12 protein-coding genes and 1 riboswitch are annotated in these 14,152 nt (G+C 56.4%); of the genes, 2 read left to right on the forward strand and 10 right to left on the reverse strand.

The annotated features are described in order from the left end of the window. Positions 1-9: 9 nt before the first annotated feature. The 4 genes from nrdH to QZ862_RS11395 all read right to left on the reverse strand — a co-directional run bounded on the left by nrdH (position 10) and on the right by QZ862_RS11395 (position 3,958). Positions 10-234, reverse strand: a complete 225-nt coding sequence (gene nrdH / locus QZ862_RS11380; protein ID WP_296099962.1) for a glutaredoxin-like protein NrdH — start codon at positions 232-234, stop codon at positions 10-12. Between the two features lie 243 nt (positions 235-477). Continuing rightward, positions 478-698: riboswitch (cobalamin riboswitch) on the reverse strand. A 1,122-nt stretch (positions 699-1,820) separates the two neighbouring features. After that, entirely contained in the window at positions 1,821-2,150 is a 330-nt protein-coding gene (locus QZ862_RS11385; protein ID WP_296099964.1) for an Atu4866 domain-containing protein, read from the reverse strand. A gap of 103 nt (positions 2,151-2,253) precedes the next feature. Further along, positions 2,254-2,802, reverse strand: coding sequence for a nuclear transport factor 2 family protein (locus QZ862_RS11390; RefSeq protein WP_296099966.1), 549 nt, complete (start codon positions 2,800-2,802; stop codon positions 2,254-2,256). A gap of 97 nt (positions 2,803-2,899) precedes the next feature. Beyond that, the gene (locus QZ862_RS11395; protein WP_296099967.1) at positions 2,900-3,958 is read right to left on the reverse strand and encodes an aldo/keto reductase; all 1,059 of its coding nucleotides are present in this window, start codon (positions 3,956-3,958) and stop codon (positions 2,900-2,902) included. A 97-nt stretch (positions 3,959-4,055) separates the two neighbouring features. On the opposite strand from QZ862_RS11395, the gene QZ862_RS11400 reads away from it, so the two are divergent. Continuing rightward, positions 4,056-4,946, forward strand: a complete 891-nt coding sequence (locus QZ862_RS11400) for a LysR family transcriptional regulator (RefSeq protein ID WP_296078038.1) — start codon at positions 4,056-4,058, stop codon at positions 4,944-4,946. A 101-nt stretch (positions 4,947-5,047) separates the two neighbouring features. Continuing rightward, on the forward strand, positions 5,048-5,338 hold the full coding sequence (locus QZ862_RS11405) for a MarR family transcriptional regulator (RefSeq protein WP_296099969.1): 291 nt from the start codon (positions 5,048-5,050) through the stop codon (positions 5,336-5,338). 52 nt (positions 5,339-5,390) lie between these two features. On the opposite strand, the gene QZ862_RS11410 is transcribed toward QZ862_RS11405, so the two are convergent. The 6 genes from QZ862_RS11410 to QZ862_RS11435 form a co-directional block, all read right to left on the reverse strand. Next, entirely contained in the window at positions 5,391-8,093 is a 2,703-nt protein-coding gene (locus tag QZ862_RS11410) for an EAL domain-containing protein (RefSeq protein WP_296099970.1), read from the reverse strand. A gap of 549 nt (positions 8,094-8,642) precedes the next feature. After that, positions 8,643-9,422: an SDR family oxidoreductase gene (locus QZ862_RS11415; protein ID WP_296099972.1), complete on the reverse strand. Its 780-nt coding sequence runs from the start codon at positions 9,420-9,422 to the stop codon at positions 8,643-8,645. Between the two features lie 14 nt (positions 9,423-9,436). After that, positions 9,437-10,585, reverse strand: coding sequence for a galactonate dehydratase (gene dgoD, locus QZ862_RS11420; RefSeq protein WP_296099976.1), 1,149 nt, complete (start codon positions 10,583-10,585; stop codon positions 9,437-9,439). Between the two features lie 13 nt (positions 10,586-10,598). After that, positions 10,599-12,224, reverse strand: coding sequence for a GMC family oxidoreductase N-terminal domain-containing protein (locus QZ862_RS11425; RefSeq protein ID WP_296099979.1), 1,626 nt, complete (start codon positions 12,222-12,224; stop codon positions 10,599-10,601). Between the two features lie 21 nt (positions 12,225-12,245). Next, positions 12,246-13,136: an aldose 1-epimerase gene (locus QZ862_RS11430; protein WP_296099982.1), complete on the reverse strand. Its 891-nt coding sequence runs from the start codon at positions 13,134-13,136 to the stop codon at positions 12,246-12,248. 7 nt (positions 13,137-13,143) lie between these two features. After that, positions 13,144-14,151 (reverse strand): ABC transporter permease, encoded by a 1,008-nt coding sequence (locus tag QZ862_RS11435; RefSeq protein ID WP_296099985.1) that lies wholly within the window; start codon positions 14,149-14,151, stop codon positions 13,144-13,146. Between the last annotated feature and the right edge of the window lies 1 nt (position 14,152).

Here is a 14,152-nt window from a genome sequence, read left to right on the forward strand (position 1 = left end):
TGCTCCGGCTCAGGCCGCAAGCGTGCTGATCATATCCGGGCGGAAGCCCGCCCAATGGGTCTCGCCAGCCACCACAACTGGAACCTGACGATACCCCAGCCCCTGTACCAGAGCGTAGGCATTGGTGTCTTCGGACACATCCACGACGGTGTAGTCGATGCCCTGACGATCAAGAGCGCGGGTGGTGGCTGTGCACTGGACGCAGGCAGGCTTGCTGTAAACGGTAACGGTCATGATGATCCTCGTGAGATTTGAGTAGGCGTGCGATATCGATCGGGCGTGGTGAACGCCCATTCAGGAACTCGGAAATCAGGACAGCCGAAATCGGCGGCAGGCGTTACCGCCCGCTATTCACGCGGATACTGACTAGAATGATGCGACATTGACTTCACCCCGAAGTGGTTGATGCGGGGGATCAAGGAAGCGGCACGCGCAGGATCATCCCGCACGCAAGCGCGACCTTCGGACACCCCGCCCGTGGACGTATTCGTTTGAGGCAGGTCTCCTGGCTCACGGGTCGTCGCATCCATCTCGCCTTCCCGAGACCTTTCGGCTCAGTGGCAGTTTGAGAAGAATGCTCGCCGCTTACAGTTGCGGGGGCAGCTCCGGCATTGCTCCGTCCAGAAAGGACATCACGCACCGTATTCCCGTCTTAGCTTCCGACGCGAATCGGAAGAACCTCGAACACTAGATATGGTATACGGCGTGAAAAAATCGTCAACGGTTATGACTCTGTAACGGAAGGTTGACTGTGGATAAGCGTGGCTCGATCATAAAACATGAGTTCGTCTGCTTCTGAAGCGGCTAGCTTGACAGCGGACAGACCTTTCACGATGTAATTTTTCTCCCACTACATCGCCGTGGCCGTTCATCGTAAGACTGCTTGCCGCATTGCCCCTTAACGAAAACATCGCTACCCGTTCGTGGGGAGCATCCACGATGACGAGAGCGATAGGCAGATTCGGTCTTCTGCTGCGCATCATGTGCGCGATTGCCTTCGTATGCGTTGGGTTTGCGCACAAGCCGTTTCTCCAAACACCGCAAATAACTGGTGACCTCGCCCAGTACACGCTACCGGATGGAACCCTACCGGTGTATTGTCTTCCAACGGACGACGGACACAGCAAGACCGATCACGGGCTAGGCTTAGGTTGTGAGCTTGCCGCCTGACGGCCATTTCTCTCGTCCCTACGCCGACCGATATACATGGTTCTCCAATCCTGCGGGAACTCGTGTTCGAGGCGGCGGCTCCCTCCGTGTCCACTTACCGGCAGCTTTTCCCGCCCAATTCGTCTCTACGAGGGCCGCCGTCCAGCGTCTGAGCCGTAGAGCTGCCGCATCGTCCCGCGATGACGGTCTTCTTCGTTTTGTACGCTTGGAACCGTGGCCTGTAGAATCGTTCGGCTTCCGAGCGGTACGCATTCGGGCGGAATCTCATGCTTTCCTCATCTTTAAACGACACCCAGTCTGCGGCGTACTCTGACCTACCCTGCGGGAAGCCGGGCGGCTTCAGGACCAGTACTTCCACCCTGACTCCAAGACGCCCTCTCTTTCTGCAATCCATGCGGCGCAACGCCTTCATCATCATCAAGGGCTGCGTTGTCATCTATCAAGAGCTTGCTGACGATCGCCGATACCGGGGCCGACACTCCACTACCTTGCGCGGCCGCCACGTGCCGCAACCGCTACGGGCCTTCATAGACCTCTCGCGAAAGGCGGAGAGGTTACGATGAAAGGCGCGCCCTAACGGATGGCTTCAGGCAGACCTGGTTCGCCCATCGCTCTGATCCGTACTGCATTAGTACAGGCTCGTCGGCATGTCACGGCGTCACCGACCTGCGGCGAAAGATCATGCCGCCATGGTGCAGTGTGCCCTCTTCGACGAAATCGCCATCGGCGGTGAAGCCTGTGTCGTCCCAGTACTCGATATGCGTGCCGTTGACTTCATAACGGCCTTCATAGGCTCGCTCACGCTGACCGCGGGCCTCGACATAACGCCCATTTGGCAAAAGTTCATGGCGGACACGATTGTCGTCGGTAATCCACATGCCTGCGTATGGATGGTTCGGCTGCAAATTGATCTCCTGTGCTTCTAAGGGTTGAATTGAAATTGTTGCCGCTGCGACGAAAGTTGCAAATGCTTGTCTCATTGTCTGGGTCCGTTCAACGTTGCTGTTTAAAATTGCAGGTGAAAGCGTTGGCGCACTGCCCCGGTGCGGCAGACGGGACTTCTGCGGAAGCCGAGGGCGTTGGTTATTGGGCACGCGGGGCGTTGTTGTCGGCGATCTGCTGATAGGCAACGAGGTCCAGGAAGGCTTCCACATTGGCGACAAGGCCGTCCTTCATCTCGAATATCCAGACAAACTGGTTGCGATAAGGCGCTCCAGAGGTCGTGGTCGCCGTTCCATCGAAGCGGATGATGATCGTGTCGCCATCGGCAACGATATTGTGTACCTCCGGCACGATCGGTGTCGCGAGACGGCTGGTTAGGGGACGCGAGGCCTGTTCAATGAAGTCTTGCTGGTTGCGATAGGTGCCGGAGACCGGTCCGGAGCCATGGATCGTCCAGACGACGTCGGGAGCGAGGAGCTCCGCGAAGAGGTAGGTGCCTCCTCGCCATTTTTCGAAGGCGGCTTCGATGATGGGCTTGTTCCGTTGCTCGATTGCGGCACGTTCCTGAGACTGCACCTGCGTTGCCGCGGTGTTGGCAATTGCGGCGCCCGGCATGGCGAGCAGTGCGAATGCGATTAAAGCTACCCGGCTCGGGCTGGCAGCCCGGCGGTCTGTTGGGTAAATGCTCATGGTATCGGTCCTTACGTATTGCTGAGGACGTGTTGAGACCCGTCAACCGGCAACGACACTGCCGGCACCATCGACGGGCCTTCCATAGTTGCAAGGGTCAGTCACGGTGTTCAACTGCAGCGCCGCCGAAGATCAGTTGTTGGACGAGGGGACGCTGCGTAAAGCGACCCGGAAAGATTTGGCCCGGCGCGCTGACCCGGTCCAGACGGGCCACCTGTTCCGGCGTGAGCACCAGATCCAGAGCTCCAAGGTTGTCTTCCGCCTGGGCGAGCGTGCGGGCGCCGACAATCGGCGAGACGACGGTCGGATTGGCCAGGGTCCACGCAAGCGCCACCCGTGAGGGCGTGGTACCAGCCTCTTCCGCAACGGCCTTCACTTCCTGCGCAATTTCGATCGCCCGTTCGTTCAGATGCCCGGACGACGCAATGACGCCCTTGCGGCTGGCGGACACGGCCGCTTCTCGTGAATCTTCAACGTCAACGAGAGAGTATTTGCCGGTCAGCACGCCACCGCCGAGAGGCGACCACGGCAAAACTCCGAGGCCGAGCGCAGCAGCCATGGGCAGAAGCTCATGTTCCACGGTCCGCTCCACAAGGCTATATTCTATCTGCAGCGCCACAAAAGGAGACCAGCCGCGGATATCGGCGAGAGTCTGCATCTGGGCGACGAGCCATGCAGGCGTGTTGCAGATACCGAGATAGAGAACTTTTCCGGACCGAACGAGGTCGTCGAGCGCCCGCATAACCTCGTCCGGCCGGGTCGTCATGTCCCATGCATGCACATAAAGCAGGTCAATGCGATCTGTGCCGAGTTGCGAAAGGCTCTGCTCGACGGAACGCACTATGTTGAGGCGATGATTGCCGCCCGAATTAGGGTTGCCCGGCTCTCGCGCCATGGTGAATTTCGTCGCAAGGACGATACGCTCGCGTTTATCGCCGATATAGGTGCCAAGCAGTCGTTCAGCGCCGCCGTCGGTATAGTTGACCGACGTGTCTATAAAATTGCCACCTCGGTCGACATAGAGATCGAAAATGCGGCGGGCCTCGTCGCCATCCGCACCCCATCCCCACTCGGACCCAAAGGTCATCGTTCCAAGGCTCAACGGCGAAACGCGCAAGCCCGACCGTCCAAGAAGTTTATAATGATCAAGCGCCATGTCAGCTATCTCCTGTTTTGCGAGATCCAAGGTAAACACGCCAGGGAGAGCGAACAACTTGCCCAATGACGACCACCGTGGTAACTAAATCTAACCAATGGCAATCGATCTGAATGGCATCTCCGTGTTCTTGGCCGTCGCAGAAGCGCAGAGCTTTCGCGCCGCCGCGGAAAATTTGGGCGTCACACGGCCAGCCATCAGCCAGGCGATCCGCCGTCTAGAAGACCGGTTGGGCGTGGCACTCGTCCATAGAACCACGCGCAGTGTCAGTCTCACAGAGGCTGGCGAACAGCTATATCAGCGGGTTGCGCCGGCGATTTCCGAAGTCGGACTGGCGCTTGACGCGACCACGGACCGCGACAGCGCACCAAGCGGGTTGTTGAGGCTGGCGGTGTCATCTATCGCTGAGCAGTTTATCTCAGGGCCGCTCCTTGCCCGTTTTACTGATGCCTTTCCAGACATTCAGCTCGATGTGACGGTCACTGACGAGGAATTCGACATTGTCGCGGAAGGGTATGACGCTGGGGTGCGTCTGGGCGAAGTCATCGATCAGGATATGGTCGCAGTTCCCGCCTCGGGCGACCAGCGTCAGTGCGCTTTCGCAGCCCCGTCCTACATCGCACGGTTCGGCAAGCCCGACCATCCTTCGGAGCTCTCTGCGCATCGGTGCATAGGCTGGCGTCCAACGCCTCGCAGCGCACCCTACCGTTGGGAATTCGGCGAGGATGGGCGTGAGTTTGATGTAGCCGTCGATCCTCAGATTACCACCAATGATATGTGGCTTATGATCCGCACAGCATGTGCTGGCGGCGGCATCACCTTCGGAATGGAAGACACATTCAAGCCCTATGTCGAATCCGGAGAGCTGGTTCCTCTCCTTCAGGACTTTTGCCCTCCATTCGCGGGTTTTTTTCTCTACTATCCGAGCCGACGCAACCTCGCTCCAAAACTGCGTGCTCTCGTCGATCATGTGAAGAGATGGCGATAGCGCCCGCCCATCAAGCGCTGTCAACCGTGCCCGGCCTTGGCATTCGTATGCTACCTTGCGATTATCGTTAGTAGCATACGAATCCATAAAGTTTTGCCATCATGCCTGATAAAGCTGACGCTGATAACCGTTCCGTAGGGGCATGGACGAAGCGATGTTATTTCGCCGGTCGAGCGCTCGTGGACGAGTGCTTGGGTCCGTTCGATCTCGGATCCACGCAATGGTATGTTCTCTGGCATCTCGTCAATAATGGCCCATCGGTGCAGCGTGACCTTGCCCGCGCACTTGAGCTCGAACGCGCCACCTTAAGCGGAATTATCGCAACGCTCGTCCGGAAGGATCTGGTCGCGCAGACCGCAAACGGAGGCGACCATCTGTCGCATGGGCGCTAATGGCGGACGGCGGACCACACAAGTCGCTAGCAGCTCGCCGTTATCTCCAACATCAGGCAGCACCGGATACTATTTCTTCGTTACCTTCAAATTTTTGATTGCCATCATAGACGAATGCGATCCGTTGGCGTGTCGATTTCGCGGTATACATGTAGTCGTCGGCTCGTTTTACAAGAGAATATGCATCGTCCCGGCCGTTAAGGATTGTTACGCCGACCGCCGCTCCAGGCCTCAGAGTCCGACCGTTGAGAGATATCGACTTAAAAATATTGTTTATGCGCGTTTCGACCATCTGTTGCAGGCCGATCGCCCGCGCCCTATCCGTCTCGATCAACAGCGCGAATTCATCCCCACCAACTCGAGCGATAAAATGCGAAATGAACTCAGTCCGCAGCCTTGATGAAATAACCCTCAGCACCTCGTCGCCGACAGGATGCCCTGATGTATCGTTGATTTCCTTGAAGCCGTTAAGGTCCACGTAAGCGATCGCCAGCACGCTTTGTAATCGCCTGGCCCTCTCGATCCGGTGTGGCAATTGCTCGTCAAAATAGGCACGATTTGGCAGCCCGGAGAGCGCGTCGGTTCTAGCTGAAACTTTCAGAGCATTTTCAGCCTCGCGTTGTTGCCGCATGCGCTCTGAAACATCCACGATGATTTCGAGGTCGAATGAGGTTCCGTTGATGGTCGTCCTCTGGGCCGAAATCAGGGTTGGAATCGTCGTCCCATCACCGCGGACAATGTCAACCTCTTCCAGTTCATAGTATCCCTGCTCAAGCAACAGCTGGTGGCGCCGATTGCGGGCTGGGTTGTCGATGGCTGAGCCCGCAGCGAGCAGGGTCTTTCCCCCGATCTCCTCCCAGGAACGTCCAGTCATCTTAAGATAAGCCGAGTTGACCTTGACGTAGCGCGAAGTCTTCGTGTCACTGGTGGTAATCGACATCGCTATCGGCGCACCCTCGAACATCCTCATCAGCATCGATAAATAATGCGATCGCGACAGTCCGTCTGACGGCTGGCTGTAGTGGTCTGTTTCGCCTGAAGATTTGATTGACTGAACGTTATTGTCATGTGCGCGGATAGGCGCGACGTCGTGCGAATGCTGCTGCAACAAGGTGCCAACATTCTTTAGTCTAAGCACTTGTTCGCTAAGGCTTTGCTGGGCAGCCACCTCTGTGATCACCCCGTACCATTTCGAGATGGTGCCGTCCGGACCGTGGTGAGGTTTGGCGCGACTGAGCATCCAGTGAAAGCCGTCGTCGCCAAGTCTCATTCTGAAAATTGTTTCGAATGGTTTTCCGGAAGGAATCCATCCCAGCCATTCCAACCGGACTCGAAGTCGATCATCTGGGTGCATTCGCTCCATCCAGTCATCGATGCGCGCTTTCACATCAATCTTTGAGCTGTCGGGAGTAGGCCCCATGAAGTTGACCGCTCCGGCTGCATCGCTTGCCCAGGGAATATTTGGGCTGAGATCAATACTCCAGCGTTGATGATCCTCAGTCTGTGACAGCCGTGTTTCGACCGCCTTGTGGCCTGTCACGTCCACTGCGGACACCGATATGCCGATCGGAACACCATCGTCGTCGTCAACACGCTGATTGATCACGAAAAATACTTTGCCTGATCCAACAGGCCGATACTCTTCTAGAATGACTGTCTCGCCGTTGAGTACCCTCAGGAGATCATTCGAGACTCTTGCAGCCTCTTGCGCCGGCATGAATGAGCCGACTGTCTTCCCGAGCATGTCATCGGGTGACAAGCCAAACATAGCTGAAAAGCGGGGGTTCACGCTACGGTGTATAAGATCAGTGTCTAGTAGACATAGACCGATCGGCGCCGCCGTGTAGAGTGCATCTAGTTGATGAACTCGCTGAAAAAGCTGGGCAGGCGCGGCACGTTTTGTGAACTCCCCAAGTAAGCGATTTCCGATGAGTTTACTGGTTTCCCAGGCGTTCTCAGCCTTTCCGAATAGCCAGCCCTGCCCAAGATCGCAGCCCATCCGGCGCAGAAGAATTGCCTGTTCCTCTGTCTCTACCCCCTCTGCAACAACCATCATTCCAAGGCTTTGACCCAGCCCGATAACGGATGCGATGATCTTCCTGCTACCGCTATCGACAGTCATCGACCTTACAAAACTCATATCGATCTTGAGTTTATTGAACGGGAACGCATGCAACTGGGTCAAACTCGAAAATCCAGTCCCGAAATCATCCAGGGCAAGTCCCATTCCCGATGCCTTAAGCGACGCAATCGTTGCATGGACACGCGGATCGTCCTCAAGCAGTGCGCTCTCTGTGATTTCAATGTGAAGGCGATTGACTGGAAACCCACTTGAACGAACGGTACGTAAAATCTTGTTCGAGAGTTCTGGGTCATCAAATTGTACGGGAGAAAGATTGACAGCTAAGACAAATGAACCTTCCCACTTTATCGCGCATGCACACGCTTTTCGCAGGACTTCCTCTGTGAGATCTCCGATTAGCCCACACTGTTCGGCTACCGGAATGAACTCCGCCGGTGGAACTGCGCCAAGAACAGGATGTGTCCAGCGAGCAAGGATCTCGAAGCCCACAATGGCGCCTGATTGCAGATCAACGATTGGCTGAAACGCAGGCCACATTTCGCCACTCGATATCGCACGTCGCAAAGATTTGGCAGAGATCCGAGAGGGTTGATAACGTTCTTCAATCGATCCGATTCTAGGCCTGGTGGCGATGCCCTGTTTGCGGCGATTTTGGTTCCACGGAAAAATCATGAGAGCTACCTGTTACCTCTCACAACCATAAGGGACTGCTTATTAAAGTTTGACACTAAAGGCAAAGTAAAGCTTGGGTTAATTCGATTATGCGTGGGTAGGCGTCATATAATGACTGCGAGATCGCAGTGTATAATAGAGTTACCTGCATAATATACCCAGATACCACATTACCCCCTCGTTATTTTATAAGCGTTGGTAAAGGCAGTCTATGTGAAGCAAGGCGTTTCGAGATCATCAGCTATCGACTGATCATGCGATACTGTTGCTCATGCGCTAAGAAGGCTTCTCTGGGAAATCGGCCAATGCCTCAATAAGTCACAAATCGCCGCTCGCCTCGACGTCGATTATCGTGAGCCATATTTATCGGGAGCATCAAAAGCGTATATAGAAACACCTCTGAAAAAGCTCTTGAAATGGGCGAGATTCGTCAAGGCCTGCAAAACGGATGGGCGGCCCACTTACTAAAGGTCACCAACCAGGCTTTGGATTCAACTCATCCGCTAAGCCTTGATCCTTGCCGTTACAGACTATACCGTCACATACACATTAAACGGGATGCTGCTGGACGCTTAAGCCCCCATCGATGGTGAGGCATGTTGCATTCATAAACGGACATTCGTCAGATACCATGAAGACGGCAGCCATCGCGATTTCTTCAGGGGTTGCGATGCGCCCGCCGGGATGCAACTTCATCGTCTCGGCTTCGGCAGCGACGGGATCAGGGAAGCTGTTCCAGTAGTCGATGACCTTTTGTGTCGCGACATAGCCAGGTGCCAACGCATTCACCCGGATATTCTTCGGCGCATATTCAATACCCAGCGATTTCGTCATTCCCAACAACGCATGTTTTGCCAACGGATAAGGGAAGGTATGTGGAATAATGGTGAAGGCGTGGGTGGATGCAATGTGCAGCACCACGCCGCCCCCCATTTCGATCATTCCCGGAAGCAAGGCCTTGCAGCAGTTCCATGCGCCCTTGAGATTCACGTCAAAGCAGCGCTGCCACTCTTCGTCGCTCGTCTGCAAGGGCTCAGCAAAAACGTTGACGCCCGCATTGTTGACGAGCGCGTTGATTGGGCCGACTTCCTCCGCTGCTTGTGCCACGGCAGAAGCGATCGCCTTCGTATCCGTTATGTCGGCAGCCATCCAGCCGAACTGGCCGCCGCTTTCCTTGAGTACTTCAGCCTCTCTATCCAAGAGAGAGGCATCGCGGTCGATAAGAAACAAAGCAGCATCTTCGTGCAGAAATGCCTTGGCAAGCGCAAGGCCAATGCCCTGCGCAGCACCCGTAATGAAAATGCGTTTTCCTGAAAGTCTTGCCGTCATGGCGTTTTCCTCCCTCACCACTCAGCAAAGCTGCCATCTTCATGACGCCAGATCGGGTTGCGCCACCGGTGGCCTTCCTTGGCACGCTCGATGACGTATGCCTCGTCGATCTCGATCCCGAGACCCAATCCCTGCGGTATGGACACGAAGCCGTCTGCGTACTGGAACACGTCCTTGTTGGAAAGGTAGTCCAGAACGTCATTGCTCTTGTTGTAGTGAATGCCGAGGCTCTGTTCCTGAATGAAGGCGTTGTAGGCGACCGCGTCCAACTGTAGGCAGGCCGCGAGTGCAATCGGTCCAAGAGGGCAATGCGGTGCCAGCGCCACATCATAGGCCTCTGCCATGGCCGCGATTTTGCGGCATTCGGTGATGCCACCGGCATGTGATAGGTCGGGCTGGATGATATCGACGAAGCCGTCCGCCAGAACCGATTTGAAATCCCAGCGCGAGTAGAGACGCTCACCCAGCGCAATCGGCGTCGAGGTGTGGTTTGCGATTTCCTTCAGAGCTTCGCGGTTTTCGGAGAGAACCGGCTCTTCGATGAACATCAGCTTGTAAGGTTCAAGCTCCTTTGCGAGAACCTTGGCCATGGGACGATGGACGCGGCCATGGAAATCAACACCGATGCCGATATGCGGGCCAACGGCTTCACGAATGATGGCGATGGTTTCAACGGCCTTTTCGACTTTCTCATTGGTGTCAACGATCTGCATTTCCTCGCAGCCGTTAAGCTTAATGGCCTTGAAACCGCGTGCCACCACGTCCTTAGCATTCTGTGCCACATCCGACGGACGGTCGCCGCCGATCCAGGAATAGACCTTGATCCGGTCACGGAGCTGTCCACCAAGAAGCGAGTGAACCGGCTGGCCAAGTGCTTTGCCTTTTATGTCCCAAAGCGCCTGATCGATGCCCGCCAGCGCCGACATGTGCACTGCGCCACCACGATAAAAGCCGCCGCGATAAAGCACAGTCCAGTGATCTTCGATCAGGAACGGGTCCTTGCCGATCAGATAATCGGCCATTTCCTGCACGGCAGCCTCAACGGTCAGCGCACGGCCTTCAACAACCGGCTCTCCCCAGCCGACGATGCCTTCATCAGTTTCGACCTTGAGGAAAAGCCAGCGCGGCGGAACGATGTAGGTGGTTAGCTTAGTAAGCTTCATGAGATTGATCCAATCAGGAAAGAATAAGATCCGCTGCCTTCCCTGCCGCGGCATAAACGGCTGCGTTGGTATTACCGCTAACAATGGTTGGCATGAGCGATGCATCGATGACCCGCAGGCCACGCGTTCCGCGTACATTCAGCTTGGTGTCCAGCACCGCGTCCGGGTCGCCCTCATGGCCCATTTTGCATGTGCCAACGGGGTGGTATCCGGTCTTGACCGTGCGCTTGCAATGGGCTGCAATCGCCTCATCGCTGGTCACTTCTGCACCCGGGAAGATTTCCTTGTCGATAAGGTCACGCATCGGGGATTCCGCCAGCACCTGACGCGCGAAACGGAAGCCAGCCATGGTCAGCTTCAAGTCATCGGGGTGGCCGAATATCTGCGTGTCGACAATCGGATTGGCGAAGGGATCGCTGGAGGAAAGCGTGACGGAGCCGCGTGCTTTTGGGCGCAGCAGCAGCGAGTTGATCGTTACGCCATCGCCCGGATCGGTGCCCATCACATCGCGGTCGAGATAGACGGTCGGGACGCAGAACATCTGGATCGTTGGACGGTCATTGTTTCCATCCGGGTCGTAGAAAGCGCAGGTTTCCACGCCGGTGGTCGAAGCTGGACCGGACTTGAACATCAGATATTGCAATCCGGCCTTGATCATCGGCCAGCCACGGTCCTGCTTGTAATACCCAAACGCGCCCTTTGTCGTGGCGACGACCGGGCATTCATAGTGATCCTGAAGATTCTTGCCCACGCCCGGAAGCGCGAGTTTCGTGGCGATGCCATGCTGCTTGAGATGTTCTTCCGGTCCGATACCGGAAATCATCAACAGCTTCGGCGTCTGGTAAGCGCCCGCTGCCAGAATGACTTCAACGCTTGCTTCCGCAGTCTTGCGCGTCCCACCCTGAACATAGTCCACGGCGACCACCCGGTCGCCGTCCATACGGATGCGGGTCACGGTCGCGCCGGTCTCGATGGTCAGCTTCGGATTGTTCATAACCGGTGCCAAGAAAGCATCGACCGCGCTGGAGCGCTTGCGCGTCTTCCAGTCTATCGTGTGCTGCATGAAGCCGACGCCAAACTGCTCCGCACCGTTGAAATCAGGATTATAGGGAATGCCCATGCACTGGAGGGTTTTGACGTAAGTGCGCGTCATCGGGCTGGTGTGGCCGAGATGCGAAATCTTCAGCGGCCCGCCGACACCGTGAAATTCACCTCCCAGATGGTCGTTGTTTTCCTGCGCCTTGAAGTAGGGCAGAAGGTCTTTGTATGACCATGAGCCATCATTGTTAGAGCCGGGCGCTGTGACGAGCTCGTTCCACAGATCGAAATCCGCTGCCTGTCCGCGCATATAGACCATGGCATTGACAGTGCTTCCACCGCCCAAAACCTTACCCTGCGGCACGATGGGGCCCCGACCGCCCAGTTGTGGCTGCGGCTTTGTCTGATGCATGGCAAGGTATGTATCCTTCGCCAGAAACTTCATGTAGCCGGCAGGGATATGCATGATCGGATTGGCCTTATCCGGTCCACGTTCCAGCAACAACACGCGCGCACCAGACGTCACAAGACGCGCAGCCACGACGCATGCTGAACTGCCGCCGCCGACGATGATGTAGTCGAACCCATGGCTATCGGCCATTTCCAAACTCCGCATGCATGCTCATAAACTCCGCGGCTCAAGCGTAATACTGCCCGCTAGTTTCTCACCGAATGCCAGCACTTTAAGGTCTCCCAAATCCGGCAGATTATGCCCGTTTGCAAGGTGCGACATGGGTTCGAAACAGAAATAATCGCGATCGAAAGAAGAATCGAAAGCAGTGTCGGACACGAAGACGAAGGCGTGTCTGAATATCGGATCGGCGGTCAATCTCAACTGGGTAAAACGCTCCGGCCAGACGATGGTCGCTTCGCCGGACCATCCCTCATAGCCGTTGTTGACCCAGCGTTCCGGTAGTGGAGCAGGCTCGCTGAAATCGAGGTCGGCAGGGATCTCGGTTCTTTCACCCGGCAACCAGCCCTCGATTTCGGTCCAGAAATGATCGGCGCGCGCTTGCAGCGTCGTCATTGGCGTCAGCGGAAAATAGGGATGCCAGCCAAGTCCGAAGGGCAGTGGGCGCTCTCCCATATTTTCCACGGAAAGGCTCAACGACAAACGCTCATCCTCAAGCGTAAATGTCTCCACTGCCCGATAACGATAGGGCGTGGAATGTCCGTCACAGATGAAACTCATTTCAACGGATGCCGGTGTGCTTTTGCCCACCGACCATTCGGCCTGCCAGCCTTCACCGTGCAGGTAATGCGGGTCCCACCCCGTGTTGGGCGTCAGCGTGTACGTTCTGCCATCGAACCCGAAGCTGTTGCCCTTGACGCGGTTGCCAAATGGCACCAGCGGATAGCAGGAGGAACCGAGCGCATCCGCATCACTCGATTTCGCGGGCCGAAACAGCGGCACACCACCAGCATCGGTGTCTTTCCAGAAGCCGAGTATGATGCCGCCTTTTGTTGAGAGACTCAGCGAGAGCTGGCCGGATTTCAGATCAATAACAGCCATGCAGCACTTATCCCTTATTGCGCGACAGGCTGCGCTTGATCGCCTGAATATTGGCAAGCACCGCGATGACGATGATAAGACCGCGAACAACCTGTTGGAAAAACGGGTTGATGCCGAGCAGAACCAGACCGTTACCGATGAGCGTAATCACCAGCACGCCGAGCAGCGTTCCCAGCATCGAGCCACGGCCACCGGAAAGCGCCGTACCGCCGACAACGACCGCAGCGATCACATCGAACTCGAGACCGTTCGCCGCCGTGGCATTGCCCGAGCCAAGGCGGGACACCAGCAGAATACCGGAAATGGCTGCCATCGCGCCGCCGATGGCAAAAAGAGCCACGCGAATGCGCGCGACATTGATACCGCTGAGGAAAGCCGCATGGGCATTGCCACCCACGGCGAAAACCGAGCGACCGAAGGCGGTCTTGCGGCTGACGAAAGCGAAGGCTGCAAACAGCACCAGCATGATGATCGCGGCTGGAGGAATGCCGAGGACTGAGCGGTCCAGCACATCCAGCATATCATTGCGACCAATGGACACCGGCAGGGCATCGGTAACGAACAGCGCCGTGCCGCGCAGGGCGCTCCACATGCCAAGCGTCGCGACGAAGGAAGGCACATCGAAATAAGCGCGCAGAATGCCGGAAATGGAACCGAGCAGCGCGCCAAGTACGATGGCCAGCACGAAGGCTGCGGGCGTGGGCACGCCCCATTGCAAAAGGAATGCTAGTTCCACGGAAATGAAGGCGACCATCGGACCGACGCTCACATCGATCTCACCTGCGATGATTATGAGCGTGACTGCCCATGCAGCAATTCCGATTGTCGCCGCGTCACGCAGGATATTCACCTGGTTGTTGAAGGACATGAAGCCCGGCGCGGTGGATGAGAAGATGACGTAGAGGACGACGATGGCAAAGAACAGGCTAAGCTCGTTCATATGCTTCGACAGGGTGAATCCCCGCTTTGGTGCCCGCTTTGAAACGGCCGTTTTGGTAGTTTGATCGAGCGACATG

The sequence above is a fragment of the uncultured Agrobacterium sp. genome, from assembly GCA_913777615.1.
GTDB lineage: Bacteria > Pseudomonadota > Alphaproteobacteria > Rhizobiales > Rhizobiaceae > Agrobacterium.